Here is a 19,374-nt window from a genome sequence, read left to right on the forward strand (position 1 = left end):
GCTTTTTTGTGGTTTAGTATCAAGTTTGCAATTTAATCTAGCACTTCAAACTTAGCTCCATTGATACTCAGTTGGCTTTCTAAAGCTTTATCGGCAAGGCTGATTAAGGCATAAGTTTTGCCATCAAAAACAGTTGAACGGATAACGTCACCAACCGCCTTTTCTTCTTCGCTAAGTACCTTATCACCAGGTGTTAAAGTTGCGGTATCTTTTGAATAAGCGAGTAGGGCATGTATTTTCAGCTTTCCACGATAATGCATGCGTGCGACGATTTCTTGACCGGTATAGCAACCTTTGTCGAAACTGACGCCGCCAACTTGAGGCAAGCCAATGAAATGCGGCAATAACTCTTCAAGGGTTTCTTCGTAGATCAGCGGAATATGAGCTTGAATTTCAATATATTCCCAGGCGTTGACGTCAGCTAGCGTGGTTCCTTCCAATGCCTTAATTATGGCGTTGGCATGCTCTTTCTCGGCAATCATAAAGGAAGCATTGAACAGGCTGTTCAGGTGAACTTCGGTGACGCTATTATCGCGGGTGACCACCAGACTCATATCTTCAGCGAAGTTGGCGGTAGCTCCCTTTTGAGTATGCCCCCAAATTTGAAAGTCGAGGCTGGCATCGGTTAATTCCGCTTTGAAGAATACGGCGTACATTTTGAGCTTGTTCAGCAAGTGCTCAAGCCCTTCTTTGGGCACTAACAATAAGTAGTCATCACCGTATTTAAGGGTGAAAAAGATGCCATGCAAACGTCCCTGAACATTGCAGAAACCACCAAGAGTGGCTTGCTCATTAGTGATTTTTTCCAGGTCACAGGTTAATTGGCCCTGTAGGAATTTTTTGGCTTCCTCACCATGCACTCGAATAATGCCGTAGTGGCCGAGCTCGCAAGCAATATTTTGAAGTTGTGTGATGTGTTGCATTGCGTCTTGATTGGTAAAATTCATAGTTGAATGCTTATTTTGCTTCATAACGTGCATAATTTTACTCTGATTCTTAGCGGTTTTGCACCGTTACCGTTATAATTTCGCGAAACAATTTTAGGTTTGTGCCAATGACTGATGAACAGCTAAAAAAATTACACTGGGCTAGCCGCCGAGGCATGTTGGAATTGGATGTGGTTCTGATTCCTTATCTGGAGCAAGAAGCTTGCCACTTTGATGATAGCAAGTCTGCCGAATACGCTACTTTTCTAGAGCAGGATGATCCAGATCTGTATTCCTGGATTATGGGCTATGAAACGCCTAAACCCGAATTTGAGAGTTTTGTCCTTGCGATCAGAGAGTTTATTAATAAGCAGATAAAGTAATAGAGCCCAATCTATACTGCGTTAATGTCAGGGAGTGACATAAGAGTGACATGAATTTATTTATCGATATACAAGCATCCAAAGCGCTGCCTCGAGTGTTTGTAGCACTGTGGGTCTTGCTCATCCTCAGCTTTGCTCTTTTCGTTATTTCACAATACGCCTTGTTGACCAGCTTTCTCCTGTTGCTAGTGGCGACGTTGGTTTTTGCACCTTGTGCGCTGTGGCAGCAGAAGAAGGTTAATTATCTAAACGAGAGGGTACAACAGCTTCAGTTTGTTGATGGCTGTTGGTATCTGATCATGTCGCATAGTTCAGGAACTGATAAGCATTCCATTGAGCTGGCCAGTGATAATGTAGTTTGGCCCTGGTGGATTCGGTTGAATTATAAACTGGAGCAAGACGATGTAGAGCAACCGTTCATGAATAGATTTACTCCACAGAAAAAACAACTACTGATTTGTCGTGATGCCGTAAGCGAGACAGACTTCAGGCATCTATCTCGAGTGTTACGCTATTACCGCACCGATCATGATGAGGCAGTGGATCAGAATCAGTCCTGAACTGGTGGCTTTAAGCTGGAATCTATCGCTTTGTCAGCAAGTTCTGGGTAGTCTAACGTATAATGCAGGCCGCGACTTTCTTTGCGTTGCATGGCGCAGCGTACGATAAGCTCGGCGACCACGACCAGGTTTCTCAGCTCAATGAGGTCATTGCTTACCTTGAAATTACTATAATATTCGTGAATTTCCTGTTTTAGCAGTTCGATGCGTCTAAGCGCTCTTTGCAGGCGTTTATCGGTGCGTACAATGCCCACATAGTCCCACATCAATTGACGCAGCTCGTGCCAGTTATGGCTCAGCACTACTTCTTCATCAGAGTCAGTGACCTGGCTTTCATCCCACGGTGGCAAAGCCGGTGGTGACTGGCTGGGATCCCATTGTGCCTCAATGTCATTGGCTGCAGCCTGAGCAAATACCAGGCATTCGAGTAATGAGTTGCTGGCCATGCGATTGGCGCCATGCAGACCGGTGCAGGCTACCTCGCCAACAGCATAAAGACCTTCCACATCAGTACGGCTGTTGAGATCCACCTTGACGCCACCGCAGGTGTAGTGAGCGGCCGGAACCACAGGAATGGCATCTTTAGTAATATCCAGTCCAAACTCCAGACAGCGCGAATAAATGGTTGGGAAATGACTTTTGATAAAGTCTTGGTCTTTATGTGAAATATCGAGATAGACGCATTCGATACCATGCTTTTTAATTTCATGGTCAATTGTGCGCGCGACAATGTCTCGAGGTGCCAGTTCTGCGCGCGCATCATATTCCGGCATAAAGCGCTCACCATTAGGACGCAATAATACGGCGCCTTCACCACGTAAAGCCTCGCTGATCAGAAAGCTACGGGCTTGTGGGTGGTAAAGGCAGGTTGGGTGGAACTGATTAAACTCGAGATTGGCCACGCTGCAACCAGCTCGCCACGCCATGGCAATGCCATCGCCGCTGGCGACGTCCGGGTTGGAGGTGTAAAGATAAACCTTGCTAGCGCCGCCGGTCGCTAATACCACAAAACGGGCACTGATAGTTTCGACGCGATCTTCTTTAAGATTGAGTACATAAGCGCCATGGCAGCGATTATCGGTTTTTCCAAGCTTTTGACTGGTGATCATATCCACTGCGATATAGTGTTCGAGGATATGAATATTGGGCTCATTGAGCACTGCGGAAACTAACGTGGTGGAAACGGCTTTACCAGTAGCGTCGTCAGAATGGATGATGCGGCGTTTACTGTGGCCACCTTCGCGAGTCAGGTGATAAGCTTCATCTTCTTTACTGAACATAACACCGCGTTCAATGAGCCACTCAATGGCTTCGCGCGAATGTTCGACGGTATAGCGAACAGCTTTTTCATCGCACAGACCAGCACCGGCAATTAGGGTATCCTCTACATGAGAGTCAACACTGTCGCTTTCATCTAATACAGCGGCAATGCCGCCTTGGGCATAGAAGGTTGAGCCTTCGGTGACTTCAGCTTTGCTGAGCACGGTGATTTTGCCCAGGTGAGCCAGCCGCAAAGCGACTGACAAACCGGCCGCGCCGCTGCCAATAACCAGCACATCTGTAGTGTGCTGAGTAGGATTAATTTTGTTTTTCATGATATCCATGATAAAAGTTGGGAACTTTTCTACTGTTAAGCGAGTCTGTGTTTGTCGCTATCTGTTAGAAAGTCACTGGAAACTTTAGTTTTTTCCTAGCAGAATACCGTTTAATATTGGCGGACTTTATCATAACCGCACGATAGCCAGTTAGTTTTTTTGCTGGTTAGCGAAGGGTTGAATGACCCTGATCAATCAATGTTTGCCCTGCAAGCGACTTCGTCAAGAAGATAACAATTAAAAGGGGATTATATGTCTGGGGCTGATTTAGACTCAGAGTTAGTTAAGCGTGTTCAGGAAGGCGATAAAACTGCTTTCGATATGCTGGTGAAGAAGTATCAGCATAAAATTATGAACTTAATATCCCGTTATGTCAGAGACAGTCATGAGGTAGCGGATATTTCACAGGAAGCTTTTATTAAAGCTTACCGTGCCCTGCCGGGGTTTCGTGGCGATAGTGCTTTTTATACCTGGTTGTATCGGATTGCGATCAATACCGCGAAAAATTATCTGGTATCTCAAGGGCGTAGACCTCCTGGCAGTGACATTGACTCAGTTGATGCAGAACAGTACGAAGGTGGCGACGCCTTGCGCGACACTGGAAGCCCTGAGCGAATTATGTTTCGGGATGAGATTCGGACCATTATTTTCAGAACCATTGACGAATTGCCGGAAGATCTGAGAACCGCGATTACGTTGAGGGAGATGGATGGTTTGAGTTACGAGGAAATTGCTGAGGTTATGGACTGCCCAGTAGGAACGGTGCGTTCGCGTATTTTCCGTGCACGGGACGCGGTTGATCAAAAGATTGCCCCGCTTTTGGAACAGGGTTGGCGATCCTAGCGGGATCAAGTTAACAGTGGAAATACAAACTTTTTTACATTTCTGCTGAACTTTTTACACAGGGTCTAGTCAATGTGTATAGGATTTGAACTGAAAGAAGTAAGCTGAATTATTACTGAATCATAACTCAAATCAAAAATTTCTTTTGAAATCAAGCGGATAGAGTTTTGCTTGAGGTCTTAAAGATAGGATTGGAAACAAAGGGTAATGCTTATAGTTTAAGCGAAAGCCTATCAATTCTCACTCTAAAGACCATTTGACGCACGGATTGTAAGTCGTCGGTTATGCCGATTTTCACATATTTAAACGGCATATTTAAACGGCATCATTAAGGCTTGTGGTTGGAATAAGAGGTTGGATGTTAATGTTGGATAAAAACGGTTTAGAAAAAGGCGCAGCTGGAAGCTTCAATAAGCAGAATGTATCCGCTTGCGTGGATAACGAGCTGGAAGCTTTTGCAACTGAAAGCAGCTTCGCCCTTGAATCTGAAGAAATGCAACTGTGGAGTCGTTATCATTTAATCGGTCAGGTTATGCGTGATGAGGCTCAACATTTGGATATCGATATTTCCGGCCGCATTAATGAGCAAATTGCCGATGAACCAGCTCACACAATGAATCCAGCTAAACCCAAATCCAATGTCATTAGATTCCCAACCAAACCCTTCAAGCAACTAACAGGTTATGCGATTGCTGCTTCGGTAGCTTTGGTGGTGCTTTTCAACGTGGGCACACAATCACAGTTTGACTCACCGGTAACGCCTTTAGCGACGGTCGCCAGCACCGATACTGCTACTTCCAGCTCGAACACAGCAAACCTCAGCAGAGTAGAGCGTCAGGAACTACAAACGATTCATGACATGTTCTTAAAGCATGAAGCTTTGTCGCAATCAAGCTTGTTGCCGAGCGTACAGGTGGTGAGCAATCAGAAAGTGATTCCGGTCAGTGTGCCAATGTTGGCTGAGCAGACTCCTCAAGAGTCTAGTTTGCAAGCACTACCAGTTCCTATGAAAAGTGAAAGTGAGCAGGAAGGCGTTCAGTAAAAACTTTTAAATGTGTATGAATCCAACCTATGCAAGAAAGCCGAAGTCTGACTTCGGTTTTTTTGTTTATGAGAGTCAATCAAGTTATTTCCAAAAGCACATGAGTCACTGCTTTTATACTTGATTTCCAGTAAAATGGTAATACTAAGTCTAGAAGACTCATTCCTTATGACCGAAAGCAATATGTTGACCGAAGTTGGCCGCGTGGTGGCTAAAGAAAATGATACCGTCTGGGTGCAAACTCAGAGTAAAACCGGTTGTTCAAGCTGCCAGGTCAACACAGTGTGTGGCAGTGGTATTGTCAGCAAGGCTTTTTCTCATAAGGTCTTTATCACCCCCTTGAAAAATCGTTTAAGTGCCAATATAGATGATGAAGTAGAAGTTGGAATTCCAGAGGATCTGGTGGTTCGAGCTTCTTTTATGGTGTATCTGGTGCCGCTGATTAGCATGATCATTGCTTTGCTGGTTTGGCAGTTCTGGCTCGCTAACCCTTCTGAGCTGAGCTCTATTCTCGCTGCTGTAGTTGGCCTGGCAATTGGTTTTGTGATTACTCACTTTTACAGTAAGTCGGCGGCCCAAAAAGGTCAAACAGAACCGGTACTGTTAAGAATTGTAAAGAGACCGATTGCGGTGAAACAAATCGAAACAACCCTCGACTAACCACTGACGACTCTGTCGGAACTGTTTACCTTATAAATTTTCCAATCTGTGAAAAGCCTGATTCAATCAGTCTGTCATTGAGCCTTTGCTGTGGCTTTCTGTTATCAGGCCAATACTTTGAAACAAGTGCTGATATAACACGTTGCGGGAGTTATTTAATTATGCTGAAGCGTTTTTATTCGAGTGGTTTAGCCTTTGTATTTTTTGTATTAGCCGCTACTTTTAGTGTAACCGCCAAGTCTTCCTTCCCTGAGTTCACCGAACTGGTTGAAAAGGTACAACCCAGTATTGTGAGTATTCAGGTCGACGTGGTGCGTTGGGGGCGAATGGCCGGGCGTTCTGGCGGTTCCGGTTTTATTGTTGATGATGAGGGTTATATTCTAACCAACCATCATGTTATTGATAATGGTAGCAAGGTCATCGTCAAACTGTTCAATGGTCGTGAGTTTGAAGCTGAAGTGGTGGGTAGCGATGCCAATACCGATGTGGCTTTGTTAAAAATTGAACCCGGCAAGCAAAAATTGAAAGCGCTGAAATTGGGCACTTCAGATGTACTTAAAGTTGGTGAGTGGGTACTGGCTTTCGGTGCACCCTTTAATCTTGAGCAGACAGTCACTGCGGGAATCGTTAGTGCCAAAGGTCGTGGTGAAGTGGGCTCGCAATATGTACCCTTTATTCAAACCGATGTTGCTATTAATCGTGGCAACTCAGGCGGCCCACTAATAAATCTCAGTGGGGAAGTTGTCGGTATTAATTCAATGGTTTTCAACCCTATGATCAGCTCGGGCTTGTCTTTCTCGATTCCGATTGACTTAGCCAATAATATTCGCGAACAGCTGATGGAGTCAGGAGTTGTTAATCGCGGTTATCTTGGTGTCATGTTTAGCCCAATCGACCAGGATAGGGCTGACGCTTTTGGCTTAAAGGATGTGAGTGGTTCATTGATTAGACGTATTCACCCCAACTCAGCTGCAGCTGAGGCCGGTTTGCAAGCAGGTGATGTGGTGGTGGCTGTTGATGGCAAACCAGTACGCAAAGCACAAGACCTGCCATATTACGTTGGGCAAAAGATGCCAGGCGATAAGGTAAAGCTCAAAGTGATCAGAAATGGTGATGAGATTGCTGTTGATGCTGTTCTGACGGATAGTGCTGGCCGAACTGCATTAGTAGGAAGCGGCAGCGATCAGCTGGGAATTCGAGTGCAGGAGCTACGCAATGATTTACAGGATGCTTATGGTATTCGCCATGGTGTAGTAGTCAGTGAAGTGATGGAAAAAAGTCCAGCCGCTGCAGCGGGGATTCAAGCTGGCGATATTATCCAAAAGATCCACCGCACTCCAATCCGTTCGATTGATGATTACCAGGCTGCGCTGGCCGATTTGCCGGAAAAAGGCAAAATAGCTGTGTTGGTTGCCAGACCGGGGCGTGGTAGTGACTTCTTTGTGCTTGAACTCAGGTAAAAACTCTTACAGGCCAGCACTTCTAGTGCTGGCCTTTTCAGTTGTTTCAGCTACAATAGGCCGCTAAATTCCGAGGGTCTGTCGACTCTGGTCTACCTGTACAAGCTATTTTAAGTGGAGTCGTGTAAATCGCTTCTCTTAAATGGCAAATTCATCAACAATCGAAGGAATTCAGCGGAACATCTATGCCCTACACCGATTATATTCGTAACTTCTCTATTATTGCCCATATTGACCATGGTAAATCTACCTTGTCAGATCGTTTGATCCATGCTTGTGGCGGTTTAACTGACAGAGAAATGGCGGAGCAAGTACTGGATTCTATGGATATAGAGCGTGAGCGCGGAATTACCATTAAAGCGCAAAGCGTAACTTTGAATTATACCGCCAAAGACGGTCATACCTACCAACTGAACTTCATTGATACGCCCGGGCACGTTGACTTTTCTTATGAAGTGTCGCGCTCATTGGCGGCCTGTGAAGGCGCCTTGTTGGTGGTGGATGCTGCTCAAGGGGTTGAGGCACAAACTCTAGCTAACTGCTATACCGCAATTGAGCAAGATCTGGAAGTGGTGCCTGTACTGAATAAAATTGATTTACCAGCCGCTGACTGTGATCGTGTGATTCAAGAGATTGAAGACATTGTTGGTATCGAAGCGATGGATGCAGTGCAATGTAGTGCTAAAACTGGGGTTGGTATTGAAGAGTTGCTGGAGCGTATTGTTCGCGATATTCCGCCAGCAGAGGGTGATCCAGATGCACCCTTACAGGCATTAATTGTGGATTCCTGGTTTGATAACTATCTTGGTGTGGTGTCGCTGGTGCGAGTAATGCAGGGTACCATTCGCAAAAACGACAAGATGCAGGTGATGTCGACAGGTAAATCCCATGTAGTTGATCATGTCGGTATTTTTACCCCAAAACGTAACGACACCGAGATTTTACGTGCTGGTGAAGTAGGTTTTATTATTGCTGGCATTAAGGAAATTCAAGGGGCACCAGTGGGTGATACCATCACTCTGACCAAAGCCCCAGCTGAAAAACCACTGCCAGGCTTTAAGAAAGTTAAACCGCAGGTTTATGCTGGCCTGTTCCCGGTCAGCTCTGATGATTATGAGTCATTCCGCGATGCATTAGCTAAATTAAGTTTGAATGATGCCTCATTGTTTTATGAGCCGGAAAACTCAACCGCGCTAGGCTTTGGTTTCCGTTGTGGTTTCCTTGGCATGCTACACATGGAGATCGTTCAAGAACGGCTAGAGCGTGAATACAATCTTGATTTGATTACCACGGCACCTACGGTTGTTTACGAAGTGACGACTACGGATAGCGAAACGCTTTATGTGGATAATCCTTCCAAATTACCGCCGCTTTCGAATATTGACGAAATTCGTGAACCTATTTGCGAAGCCAACATCTTAGTACCACAAGAGCATCTAGGTAGCGTGATTACCTTATGTGTTGAAAAGCGTGGTGTGCAAACGAAAATGCACTATGCTGGAAACCAGGTTGCTTTAACTTATGAGATGCCGATGAATGAGGTGGTGCTCGACTTTTTCGACAGACTCAAGTCGGTCAGTCGTGGTTATGCATCGCTGGACTACAGCTTCAAAAGATTCCAGTCTGATAAGTTGGTACGTCTGGATATCCTCATTAATGGTGAGACGGTTGATGCGCTGGCGTTGATCGTTCATAAAGACCAGGCGCCTTACAAAGGACGAGAGCTGGTCGAAAAGATGAAGGAAATTATTCCTCGTCAAATGTTTGAGGTCGCGATTCAGGCTGCGATTGGTAATCATGTCATCGCGCGTTCAACAGTCAAAGCTTTGCGTAAAAATGTACTGGCAAAGTGTTATGGTGGTGACGTGTCGCGTAAGCGTAAACTATTGGAAAAACAAAAGGCCGGTAAAAAGCGTATGAAGCAAGTAGGCAAAGTGGAAATTCCACAGGAAGCTTTTCTTGCGGTACTGCATGTCGGCAAAGACAATAAATAACAAAAGAAGGCCCTGATGATTTATTACGATTTCGGATTTTACCTGCTATTAGCAACCCTGATTACAGGTGTTGTTACTTTGATTGATAAGCTAAAGTGGCGCAAAGAGCGTGTAGAGAAAGGCATTGAGTATGATGAGAAAGGTAACGAAAAAATGCCGATGTATATTGATATCAGTCGGTCTTTCTTCCCAATCATTTTAGTGGTTTTTTTACTGCGCTCCTTTTTGTTTGAACCTTACCGCATTCCATCAGGCAGTATGAATCCCGGCCTTTACGATGGTGATTTTATTCTGGTTAATAAATTCTCTTATGGTATTCGCATGCCTGGTTTTAACACTACCATTATTCCCACAGGCTCACCTAAGCGTGGTGAGGTGGCTGTGTTTCATCCTCCGCATGAACCTCAAACTGCCTACATCAAACGTATTATTGGCGAACCGGGTGACCGATTAGAGTGGAATCGGGGCGTTTTAACCATTACACCAAAGTGCGGAGGCGAAGAGTCCTGTGAGCCCATGGTGGTTCGCCCTGAGTTCGTGTCTGACGAAGTGCCAGAGTTGGTACCGCAGGCGGATGTTTTTGATTTATATGACGAAAGCCTTGGCAACAATAGTTACCAAGTTCTCTACCTTGACCCACGAGCACGTGCACGACAGAGTCTCGAGCAATCATGGTCAACGGTAGTACCTGAGAACAAATATTTTGTGATGGGCGATAACCGGGATTCAAGTATGGACTCACGTTTCTGGGAGTTTGTTGACGAAGAGGCTTTAATTGGCCGTGCAGCTTATAAGTGGTTGTTTTTAGAGTTCACAGATGAGCCAGTAATATTTGGCAAAAAGTTACCAAAAGGCGTATCTTTTGGTAGAGTAGGTTCTATTGAGTAAGTTAAATCAGCGATTTAACGCGTATCTTGCCAAATAATAAGATAATGGCAAGAAGGACAAAGGAGAATGGGTAAATGCTGAACAGAAAATATCAAGATGGTATGACAGGCGCTGGTTGGGTCATTGTATTGGCTATTGTCCTGTTTTTTATGTTTATGCTGATCAAATTGACGCCAGCTTATTTGGAGTTTTTCAGCATCAAAAGCTCAATGTCTTCAGTAGCAGAGCAGAATGTATCTAATAGCTCTACGGGTGAAATCAGACGTTTACTCGAAGGGCGCTTAAATATCAATGAAGTGAAATCGATTAAGGCTTCGGATGCGCAGGTCAAAGATGTTACCGGTGGCCGTGCGCTTTACGTTAAATATGAACGACGTATTCCTTTGTTCGGTAATATCAGCGCATTACTTGAATTTGAAAATGAAGTACAACTTAAATAATCCGTAAGGTTTCTAGTGCTAAGATGAGTCAAAAAAAGTTGTTAATAGAACGATTCTGTCATCGTCTTGGCTACCAATTTAAAGACCCCTCTCTCCTAAAGCTGGCGTTAACTCATCGCAGTGGCGCCAATAAGCACAACGAACGACTGGAATTTTTGGGTGACTCCATTCTCGGAATGGTGATTGCCGAATACCTATTTTCTCACCTGAAAAAAGCTGATGAAGGTCAATTAACCCGCTTAAGAGCCAGCCTGGTTAAAGGTAAAACTTTAGCCGAGATAGCTAAAGAATTAGAGCTAGGCGAGTGTTTATACTTAGGTGAAGGTGAGCTGAAAAGTGGTGGCTTTCGACGAGCGTCAATTTTAGCAGATGCTTTAGAGGCAATAATGGGGGCAATCTATCAAGATTCGGGCTTTGATGTAGCTAAGCATGTTATCTTGAGTCTCTATAAAGAGCGCTTCGAGCGTATTGATCTGAAGTCGGTACAAAAAGATCCCAAGACACAGTTACAAGAGTGGCTTCAGTCACGGAAGCTTCCTCTGCCGGACTATGAGTTACTTAAGGTAACAGGTGAGCCACATAAGCAAACTTTTGATGTGGCGTGTGTGTTAGCAGAGAAAGAAGTGAAAACTCATGGCTCCGGTTCGAGCCGACGCAATGCTGAACAGCAGGCAGCTGAAAAAGCGTTAGCAATCATATTAGATGGTAAATAGTTATGCATGAAAATTTTCGTTGTGGTTATGTCGCTGTTTTAGGGCGTCCGAATGTAGGTAAATCAACTTTGATGAACCATATTCTGGGCCAAAAGGTAAGCATTACTTCGCGCAAACCACAGACGACACGGCATCGAATTTTAGGAATCCATACTGATGATGACGCGCAAATATTATTTGTAGATACCCCCGGTATCCATAAAAATGAAGCGCGTTCAATTAATCGCTATATGAACCGCGCTGCTTCAAGCTCAATGGTTGATGTGGACGTGGTTATTTTTGTGGTTGATGGTACTCAGTGGACTGAAGATGATGAGTTGGTGTTAGACAAGCTTCAGCAGACTAATTGTAAAACCATTCTGTTCGTCAACAAGGTTGATAAAATTCAGGATAAAAATCAGTTATTACCACACCTTGCTAAAATAACCGAGCGCTATGATTTTGATGCAGTATTTCCCGGCTCGGCTTTAAGAGGAGATAATCTGGAGGAACTTGTCAACAAGATTAAAGAATGGTTACCGAAAGGTGATTTATTCTTCCCAGAGGATTACGTTACTGACCGTAGTCAACGCTTTATGGCTGCTGAGTTAATCCGTGAGAAATTGATGCGTTCCTTGGGCGAAGAAATTCCCTATTCATCGACTGTTGAAATAGAGCAATTCAAAACCGATGAAAAAGGAATCTTACATATCAATGGTTTAATTCTGGTTGAAAGATCGGGGCAGAAGGCGATTATTATAGGTAAACAGGGGCAGCGTTTGAAGCAGATCGGTCAGGATGCTCGAATTGAGATGGAAGAGTTATTTGGTGCCAAGGTATTCCTACAGCTTTGGGTTAAGGTCAAAGACGGTTGGGCCGATGACGAGCGAGCATTACGTTCTTTGGGCTATGATGATAATTAATGGCAGATTCAGAACTCACTGCAGCGTTTGTTTTACATTCCAGACCGTTTAAGGAAACCAGCCTGATTGTTGAGTTGTTCACGGAAGATCATGGTCGCGTTAATCTCTTAGCAAAAGGCGTTCGTGGAAATCGAAAGAGTTCTAACCGTGCTTTGTTACAACCTTTTCAGCCAATTAAAGTTAGCTGGTTGGGGCGAAGTGAGCTTAAAACCTTAAAACAAATTGAAGCAGATGGATTTTCTCATCGTTTAAATGGCATCGCCAGTCTTTCGGCTTTGTACCTTAATGAGCTTTTATTACGTCTGTTTATTCAATGGGATCCTCATCCAGATATTTTCCATCTTTATAAAACCAGCCTGCAGCATTTACAACTGGGTGATAAACCTAACCTGATTCTACGTGAGTTTGAACTGGAGTTGCTGGACGTTCTTGGCTACGCTATTGACTGGCAGCATGATATTTATGGCGATGCGATTGAAGAAAACATGACCTATGGCTTTATAGCAGAGCAGGGCTTTATTCCTCAGTTACAGGCTCCTAGCGAAACCTGGTTAGCTCAAGGAAGTATTATATTAGCAGTGGCTGATCACCAATGGGATGTAAACGGTGCTCCAGCATTAGCGCGGAAAGTCTGTCGTTTGAACATTGACCAGCTGTTAAATGGAAAAGAGCTTAATAGCCGCAAACTCTTACAGCAGACCCTTGCTATGCAATCTTAGGTCTCTTAGCATTGCTGGTGTTAGCCACATAACCTTTAATTGATTGTTGTTAGGGCAGTCCTTTACTACAATTGTAATTACACGATAGAGCAATTCAACAGCATTTAACCAATGGCACAATTATGAAAAAACCCATTCTTCTTGGTGTAAATATCGATCATATTGCCACAGTACGCAACGCACGTGGCACAGACTATCCTGATCCGGTTCAGGCTGCATTTGTATCTGAACAGCATGGTGCAGATGGCATTACTGTTCATCTGCGCGAAGACCGCCGTCATATTACTGATAGAGATGTTGAAGTGTTGGCACGCACCATTCAAACAAGAATGAATCTTGAAATGGCGGTAACTGAAGAAATGTTATCTATTGCCGAGCGAATTAAGCCGCATTATGTGTGCCTGGTTCCTGAAAAGCGGGAAGAGCTGACCACAGAAGGCGGCCTGGATGTAAAAGGACAGGAGAGCAAAATCAAGGAGGCTTGTTATCGCATGGCTAAAGCAGGCATTCAGGTATCTTTGTTTATTGATGCCGATGAAGAGCAAATTAATGCAGCAGCTAGAACTGGAGCACCATTAATTGAAATTCATACAGGTGCCTATGCCGATGCGAAAAGTACTGAACAGCAAGAGATAGAGCTAGTCAAAGTCAAACATGGTGTTGAACATGCTGTATCAGAGGGACTACAGGTCAATGCTGGACACGGACTTCAATATCATAATGTTCAGCCAATTGCTGCAATTCCTGAGATTGTTGAGTTAAATATTGGGCATGCAATCATTGGTAGGGCACTCTTTAGCGGTTTAGATAAGGCTGTTTCAGATATGAAGAAGCTGATGGTCGAAGCACGGCAGTGGCCCTTTAACTCATAAGGAAAGCTAATGATATTTGGAGTGGGAACTGACATTGTCGATATTGAGCGCATAGCACGGTCAGTTGAGCGTCATGGTGATAAATTTGCCGAACGTATCCTTTCCTCTGAAGAAAAAGCAATTTACAAAAAAACCAAAAATAAAATTAACTATCTGGCCAAGCGGTTTGCAGCTAAAGAAGCGGTCAGCAAGGCGCTTGGTACTGGCATGCGAAATGGTATAGACTTTGTGCAGCTGGTCATCACTAATGATGAAGTTGGTAAGCCTCAGGTTATTTTAGAGGGCAAAGCACAAGCTTGGTCAGAACAGAATAAGATTACAAAAATTCATCTATCCATTTCCGATGAAAAGCAACACGCCATAGCTTTTGCGATAGCAGAGTCACATCCTTAACATCACCTCATTGATTTTGTTTAAAAACTAGCCATACAATTCAGACTGTGTTCAGTTTTAGCGTGCTTAACTAGCGCGGGTAAAAGAACCTTTTTTCTTAAAAACAACAGAAGGAAATTTGTGATGAAAAAAACAATGATAGCCGGTGCAATTATTGCATCAATGACCATGGCAACAGCCGTATCAGCTAAAGAAGGTAGTTACTTTGGATTTGGTGCAACTCAGCACAATCTTGATGGCGGTTTCTTTGACGCTGATGTGATGACGCTAGATGGTAAAATCGGTACATATTTCAACGAGAACTTCTCGGGTGAATTTAGACTTGGTTTAGGTATTACTGATGATAATGTTTTCGGCTCGGATATCGAAGTTGAGAATTATTACGGTGCTTACTTAAGAGCAGGTATTCCTGTTACTGATGCTTTCTATCCTTATGCAATCGCTGGTTATTCTAATGTGAAAGTTGGAGTGTCAGGCGGCGGTAGTGATTCAGAGTCTGATTTCTCTTATGGTTTTGGCGCTGACTTTGCTTTGACTAACGACATGGATCTTAGTGTTGAATATATGCGTTACCTTGATAAAGATGGTGGCGAAATTGACGGTATTGGGTTGGGCCTTAAGTTCAATTTCTAATCGATGTCAGCAAAAAAATAAAGCGAGCCTTGTGCTCGCTTTTTTATTTCTGAATACTATGGTTGTTAGTCTAAAAACAAATCTTTTTGAATCTGGTCTTCAAAGTCTGGATTGTAAGCATACTGGCTAAAGTCACTGACTTTGGCGGCTTTCAAAACCTGCTCATCAATCAACCATAAGCCCGTGTAATTTTTGCTCGGATGTGTGAGGACAATTTGCGCTGCATCAGCCATTATTTCGGGCTTTCTTGCATAGTTAAGAGTCTCTTTGTTTCCTACCGCAAACTCGATGGCCGCTGTTGCAATATAAGTCTCTGGCCAGAGCGTATTTACTGCAATGCCGTAAGGTTTAAACTCTTCTGCTATACCGCGACTGAGAATACTCATACCGTATTTTGACAAGCTATATGGGCTGTAGTCTTTGAGCCATTTTACGTCTAAATTGACGGGTGGAGACAGGCTCAAAATGTGCGGGTTTTCGGATTTTTTCAAATAGGGCAAAGCATAGTGGGCGAAGCAATATACTGCGCGCGAGTTAACCTGTTGCATCAGGTCATAACGCTTGGGAGATGTATCTTCAACAGTCGTTAAGCTGATAGCACCAGCGTTATTGACTACCGCATCTATTCGGCCAAATTGTTCACCAATTTGATCGCACAGCTTTTTAATGGCTAATTCTTTTCTGACATCTAATTGCACTGGAATGGCTTTGCCACCAGCTTCTTCGACTTCCTTAGCCACGGTATGAATGGTGCCGGGTAGCTTGGGATGAGGTTGGTCCGATTTGGCGGCAATAACGATGGTTGCCCCTTCTTGAGCGAAGCGAATCGCCATGGCACGACCGATGCCACGACTGGCTCCGGTGATGATAATGACTTTATCTTTTAAGCTAGGCATTAAGCGCTTCCTTAATAGGTTCTTCTAAAGCTTCAGGTTTGGTTGCGGTGGCAAATCGAGTGATCACCTGGCCGTCTTTACCGACTAAAAATTTAGTAAAGTTCCATTTGACCGCTTTGCTACCAAGTAGGCCGGGTGCTTCATTTTTTAAGTATTGATAGAGCGGATGAGCATCGTCACCATTCACATCAATTTTTTTGAACAGCGGAAAGCTGATATTAAAGTTTAAATCGCAAAACTGCTTAATCTCTTCATCTGTACCTTTTTCCTGACTTTTAAACTGGTTACAGGGGAAGGCTAAGATTTCCAAACCTTGGTTCTTGTACTGTTCATACAGTTTTTGCAGCCCTTCATATTGAGGGGTGAAGCCACAGGCGCTGGCGGTATTTACAATCAGTAACACTTTTCCTTTGTATTGCTCCAGTGAAACTTCCTGGCCATTGTTCAAAATAGCTGAGTATTCGTATATGGTATTCATCTTTTGTCCTCGATTGGCTTAAGGTTGGTTGAACCATAAAGCTCATTAGACCCAATTAAACACTCTAGCTACGACTGGTCTGCTCTGTCAATCGAAACAGTTAACAAGACGCATAGGTAACAAGATGAAAGCATTAATTGGTTTGTCGGCTTGCTTGTTAGTTGGCGCTTCTGCATTCGCACAAGTGCCTTCTATTGATGATAAGCATTTAAAAATAGCGGCTGAATTGCGCGATGAGGCTCTGAAAAGCTCTATTGGCTATAACGTGGTTGAATCATTAACCACTGAAGTTGGTCCACGTATGGCTGGCACTCCGGGTGATGCTGCGGCAGTCAAATGGGGCGTTGCTAAGTTAGAAGAACTTGGTTTTGACAAGGTATGGACTGAACCAGTGACTTTCCCAACCTGGAAGCGTGGTACTGAAAAAGCCGAAGTTATCGCTCCCTATCCGCAGCCTTTGGTGATTACCGCACTAGGCTTCAGCATGGGTACGCCAGAAGGTGGCTTGAGTGCAGAAATTGTTGAGTTTGATACGTTAGAAGATTTGGTTAACGCGCCAGAGGGAGTCGCAGAGGGCAAAATTGTTTTCATCAAGAATCGCATGAAGCGTGCCCGTGATGGTTCAGGTTATGGTCCTGCAGTATCGGCGCGTGGTCGCGGAGCCGTAGAAGCTGCCAAAAAGGGCGCTGTTGCGATTATGATTCGTTCCATAGGCACCGACAGTCACCGTATGGCGCATACCGGCATGATGCGCTATGAAGAGGGTGTAAAGCGAATTCCTGCGGTGGCATTGTCTGCACCGGATGCTGATCTGCTTGAGAATATGGTTCGTCGTGGTAAGCCGATAACTGTCAAGCTTGATATCGATGCGCAAGACGGCCCTGATTATACTTCGCACAATGTGATTGGTGAAATTCGTGGTTCAGAAAAGCCTGATGAATATGTCATTTTGGGGGCACATCTGGACTCATGGGATTTGGGTACTGGTGCCTTGGATGATGGCGCAGGTATCGGTATTACAGTAGCTGCAGCAGAGTTGATTGCACGTCTACCTGAACGCCCTAAGCGGTCGATTCGAGTCATTATGTTCGCCAATGAGGAGCAAGGTCTGGTTGGTGGTAAGTTTTATGCGGAAGCGCACAAAGACGAGTTGAATAGAATTATTACGGCTGCTGAGTCCGATTTTGGTGCAGGCAAAATATGGCGCCTTGATTCTCGTGTTAAGCAGGAAGCGATTCCAGTGGTGGAAAAGATGGTTAAGGTCATGGAGCCACTAGGCATCACTTATGGTAACAACCGCGCTGGCGGTGGCCCAGATCTGATTCCTTTGCGTGGCTATGGCATTTCAGTATTTTCATTACGCCAAGATGGCACCGACTATTTTGACTACCATCACACTCCAGATGATACTTTTGACAAAGTAGACAAGGAGTCGCTGGATCAAAATACAGCAGCTTATGTGGTGTTTGCTTATCTAACTGCGCAGATGGAAGGTGACTTTGGTTTCGGTCTTGAGTAAGCATTAGGATTTTATTGGCATTAAAAGGCGCGCCTAAGAGCGCGTCTTTTTTTGGGTGTGCACTGTTTGTTTTTCATCCAATTTGTTAAAAAGTGTAAAAAAACACGCCTTTCTTACTACTTATTTATGTAGTTAAACGAACGATAATTTTAGCTAATAGCACGCATGAGCTTTGCTTGCGCGGGTTTTGGGGGGTTGCTACAATCGATGGGATTTCTCGACTTGAGCCGATGCTTTCATCGGTGAGAGATTGGTTTGCTTTGAACACTTTAGTGTGAGTAATTAATGACCAAAAACAGTTTTCGATACACCTTAAGTCTTATTGTTGTTCTGGCGTTGATCTGGATCGGCAACTCGGGTTTCTATAATGGCCTCCTGTTGTCATTGGGAGCGGTGTCAGTATTGTTTGTTGTGTTTGTTGCTCATCGTCTGAATATTGTTGATGAAGAGTCGCAACCCTTAAACCTGAATAGTCGAATTTTTGGCTACTGGTTGTGGTTGCTTAAAGAAATTGTTCAATCAAACATTCTTGTGATTAAGCGAATCTGGCTTGGCCCCAAGTCTATTAGCCCTGTGGTTATGCAACTGCAAATGAGTCAAAAAACCGATATGGGCAAAACCATCTATGGTAACTCAGTCACTTTAACGCCGGGAACGGTAACGTTGGACATTGAAGACAGCGTAATGACAGTTTATGCACTGACTTATGATTCAATCGAATACCTTCAGGGTGGAGAGATGAATCGAAGAGTTAAGCGACTGGAGGATTAATGTTTCTTGCTGCTGCAATTGCAATCATGGCTGCCATGATGCTCGCGATAGTGCGTGCATTTGTTGGGCCTACGATCTATGACCGTATTTTAGCGGTGAATATGTTCGGTACAAAAACCGTTTTATTTATTGCTGTATTAGGCTTTTTAATGGGGCGCCCTGAGTTTCTTGACGTGGCTCTGGTGTATGCGCTGATCAACTTTATTGCAGTGATTGGAGTGTTACGCTTTTTCGAATATAAGCAGGTGACAGACTCTAAGGAGGATGCGCAATGAGCATGTTTCTTGATGGCGTCAGTTGGGCGCTGTTAATTACTGGCGGTTTTATGTGCTTCTCCGGTGGTATTGGCATTCACCGATTTCCTGATTTTTTCAGCCGTATGCATGCGGCAGGCGTAACTGATACCTTAGGCAGCGCCTTAATACTGATCGGCTTAATGCTACAAGCCGGCTGGGAAGTTACGGTGCTGGTTAAGCTTCTACTGATTTTATTATTTATCTTATTGACCAGTCCCACATCAAGCCATGCTCTAGCAAAAGCTGCTTTACATGGTGGCTTGCGACCTTTGCTGGGTAAATCATCTGATAACAGTGCTATTTCCGACAAGTTTGGGAAAGCACGCTCAGAAACCGACGGTCAATCTTGAGAAGTTAAAGGAGCAGAGTCATCGAAATTACCATTAATGTC

23 protein-coding genes are annotated in these 19,374 nt (G+C 44.2%); 19 read left to right on the forward strand and 4 right to left on the reverse strand.

The features are described 5' to 3' along the window. Positions 1-32: 32 nt before the first annotated feature. Complete coding sequence (gene ygfZ, locus ACYTXU_RS02270) at positions 33-947, reverse strand: CAF17-like 4Fe-4S cluster assembly/insertion protein YgfZ (protein ID WP_462208037.1); 915 nt, start codon at positions 945-947, stop codon at positions 33-35. Between the two features lie 107 nt (positions 948-1,054). Here ygfZ and ACYTXU_RS02275 point away from each other — a divergent pair, with 107 nt between their 5' ends. Both ACYTXU_RS02275 and ACYTXU_RS02280 read left to right on the forward strand, forming a co-directional pair. Continuing rightward, positions 1,055-1,309, forward strand: coding sequence for an FAD assembly factor SdhE (locus ACYTXU_RS02275; protein ID WP_462208038.1), 255 nt, complete (start codon positions 1,055-1,057; stop codon positions 1,307-1,309). A 50-nt stretch (positions 1,310-1,359) separates the two neighbouring features. After that, positions 1,360-1,869, forward strand: coding sequence for a protein YgfX (locus ACYTXU_RS02280; RefSeq protein ID WP_462208040.1), 510 nt, complete (start codon positions 1,360-1,362; stop codon positions 1,867-1,869). On the opposite strand, the gene nadB is transcribed toward ACYTXU_RS02280, so the two are convergent. Continuing rightward, the gene (gene nadB / locus ACYTXU_RS02285) at positions 1,860-3,464 is read right to left on the reverse strand and encodes an L-aspartate oxidase (protein ID WP_462208042.1); all 1,605 of its coding nucleotides are present in this window, start codon (positions 3,462-3,464) and stop codon (positions 1,860-1,862) included. The genes ACYTXU_RS02280 and nadB overlap by 10 nt on opposite strands. A 252-nt stretch (positions 3,465-3,716) precedes the next feature. Between nadB and rpoE the strand changes: the two genes are divergently transcribed. The 13 genes from rpoE to ACYTXU_RS02350 all read left to right on the forward strand — a co-directional run bounded on the left by rpoE (position 3,717) and on the right by ACYTXU_RS02350 (position 15,023). After that, the gene (rpoE, locus tag ACYTXU_RS02290) at positions 3,717-4,307 is read left to right on the forward strand and encodes an RNA polymerase sigma factor RpoE (protein ID WP_462208043.1); all 591 of its coding nucleotides are present in this window, start codon (positions 3,717-3,719) and stop codon (positions 4,305-4,307) included. A 364-nt stretch (positions 4,308-4,671) separates the two neighbouring features. Next, positions 4,672-5,349 (forward strand): sigma-E factor negative regulatory protein, encoded by a 678-nt coding sequence (locus ACYTXU_RS02295; RefSeq protein WP_462208045.1) that lies wholly within the window; start codon positions 4,672-4,674, stop codon positions 5,347-5,349. A gap of 168 nt (positions 5,350-5,517) precedes the next feature. Further along, the gene (locus tag ACYTXU_RS02300) at positions 5,518-6,009 is read left to right on the forward strand and encodes a SoxR reducing system RseC family protein (protein ID WP_462208046.1); all 492 of its coding nucleotides are present in this window, start codon (positions 5,518-5,520) and stop codon (positions 6,007-6,009) included. 161 nt (positions 6,010-6,170) lie between these two features. Next, the gene (locus ACYTXU_RS02305; protein WP_462208048.1) at positions 6,171-7,469 is read left to right on the forward strand and encodes a trypsin-like peptidase domain-containing protein; all 1,299 of its coding nucleotides are present in this window, start codon (positions 6,171-6,173) and stop codon (positions 7,467-7,469) included. Positions 7,470-7,654: 185 nt separating this feature from the next. Next, entirely contained in the window at positions 7,655-9,463 is a 1,809-nt protein-coding gene (gene lepA / locus ACYTXU_RS02310; RefSeq protein WP_462208050.1) for a translation elongation factor 4, read from the forward strand. A 15-nt stretch (positions 9,464-9,478) separates the two neighbouring features. Further along, positions 9,479-10,351: a signal peptidase I gene (lepB, locus tag ACYTXU_RS02315; RefSeq protein WP_462208051.1), complete on the forward strand. Its 873-nt coding sequence runs from the start codon at positions 9,479-9,481 to the stop codon at positions 10,349-10,351. Positions 10,352-10,425: 74 nt separating this feature from the next. Then, positions 10,426-10,791, forward strand: coding sequence for a DUF4845 domain-containing protein (locus ACYTXU_RS02320; protein ID WP_462208053.1), 366 nt, complete (start codon positions 10,426-10,428; stop codon positions 10,789-10,791). A gap of 23 nt (positions 10,792-10,814) precedes the next feature. After that, the gene (gene rnc / locus ACYTXU_RS02325; protein WP_462208055.1) at positions 10,815-11,504 is read left to right on the forward strand and encodes a ribonuclease III; all 690 of its coding nucleotides are present in this window, start codon (positions 10,815-10,817) and stop codon (positions 11,502-11,504) included. Positions 11,505-11,506: 2 nt separating this feature from the next. Beyond that, the gene (gene era, locus ACYTXU_RS02330; protein WP_462208056.1) at positions 11,507-12,406 is read left to right on the forward strand and encodes a GTPase Era; all 900 of its coding nucleotides are present in this window, start codon (positions 11,507-11,509) and stop codon (positions 12,404-12,406) included. Next, positions 12,406-13,125 carry a DNA repair protein RecO gene (gene recO / locus ACYTXU_RS02335; protein WP_462208057.1) on the forward strand — a complete coding sequence of 240 codons (720 nt, stop codon included), beginning with the start codon at positions 12,406-12,408 and terminating at the stop codon, positions 13,123-13,125. Before era ends, recO begins: the two co-directional genes overlap by 1 nt. A 122-nt stretch (positions 13,126-13,247) precedes the next feature. Continuing rightward, complete coding sequence (gene pdxJ / locus ACYTXU_RS02340; RefSeq protein ID WP_462208059.1) at positions 13,248-13,997, forward strand: pyridoxine 5'-phosphate synthase; 750 nt, start codon at positions 13,248-13,250, stop codon at positions 13,995-13,997. Positions 13,998-14,006: 9 nt separating this feature from the next. Further along, positions 14,007-14,390: a holo-ACP synthase gene (acpS, locus tag ACYTXU_RS02345; RefSeq protein ID WP_462208060.1), complete on the forward strand. Its 384-nt coding sequence runs from the start codon at positions 14,007-14,009 to the stop codon at positions 14,388-14,390. Positions 14,391-14,513: 123 nt separating this feature from the next. Continuing rightward, positions 14,514-15,023 (forward strand): porin family protein, encoded by a 510-nt coding sequence (locus ACYTXU_RS02350; protein ID WP_462208061.1) that lies wholly within the window; start codon positions 14,514-14,516, stop codon positions 15,021-15,023. A 65-nt stretch (positions 15,024-15,088) separates the two neighbouring features. Here ACYTXU_RS02350 and ACYTXU_RS02355 read toward each other — a convergent pair whose 3' ends face one another. Together ACYTXU_RS02355 and ACYTXU_RS02360 are read right to left on the reverse strand one after the other, a co-directional pair. Further along, positions 15,089-15,919: an SDR family oxidoreductase gene (locus ACYTXU_RS02355; RefSeq protein WP_462208063.1), complete on the reverse strand. Its 831-nt coding sequence runs from the start codon at positions 15,917-15,919 to the stop codon at positions 15,089-15,091. Then, positions 15,912-16,397 carry a glutathione peroxidase gene (locus ACYTXU_RS02360; protein WP_462208064.1) on the reverse strand — a complete coding sequence of 162 codons (486 nt, stop codon included), beginning with the start codon at positions 16,395-16,397 and terminating at the stop codon, positions 15,912-15,914. Before ACYTXU_RS02360 ends, ACYTXU_RS02355 begins: the two co-directional genes overlap by 8 nt. A 124-nt stretch (positions 16,398-16,521) precedes the next feature. On the opposite strand from ACYTXU_RS02360, the gene ACYTXU_RS02365 reads away from it, so the two are divergent. The 4 genes from ACYTXU_RS02365 (at position 16,522) to mnhG (ending at position 19,333) form a co-directional block, all read left to right on the forward strand. Beyond that, positions 16,522-17,916, forward strand: a complete 1,395-nt coding sequence (locus ACYTXU_RS02365) for a M28 family peptidase (protein ID WP_462208065.1) — start codon at positions 16,522-16,524, stop codon at positions 17,914-17,916. Between the two features lie 285 nt (positions 17,917-18,201). Continuing rightward, positions 18,202-18,687: a Na+/H+ antiporter subunit E gene (locus tag ACYTXU_RS02370; protein WP_462208067.1), complete on the forward strand. Its 486-nt coding sequence runs from the start codon at positions 18,202-18,204 to the stop codon at positions 18,685-18,687. Then, positions 18,687-18,962: a monovalent cation/H+ antiporter complex subunit F gene (locus ACYTXU_RS02375; RefSeq protein ID WP_462208068.1), complete on the forward strand. Its 276-nt coding sequence runs from the start codon at positions 18,687-18,689 to the stop codon at positions 18,960-18,962. Before ACYTXU_RS02370 ends, ACYTXU_RS02375 begins: the two co-directional genes overlap by 1 nt. Further along, complete coding sequence (gene mnhG, locus ACYTXU_RS02380) at positions 18,959-19,333, forward strand: monovalent cation/H(+) antiporter subunit G (protein WP_462208070.1); 375 nt, start codon at positions 18,959-18,961, stop codon at positions 19,331-19,333. Before ACYTXU_RS02375 ends, mnhG begins: the two co-directional genes overlap by 4 nt. The last annotated feature ends 41 nt before the right edge of the window (positions 19,334-19,374 follow it).

The organism is Kangiella sp. M94 (genome assembly GCF_054926195.1).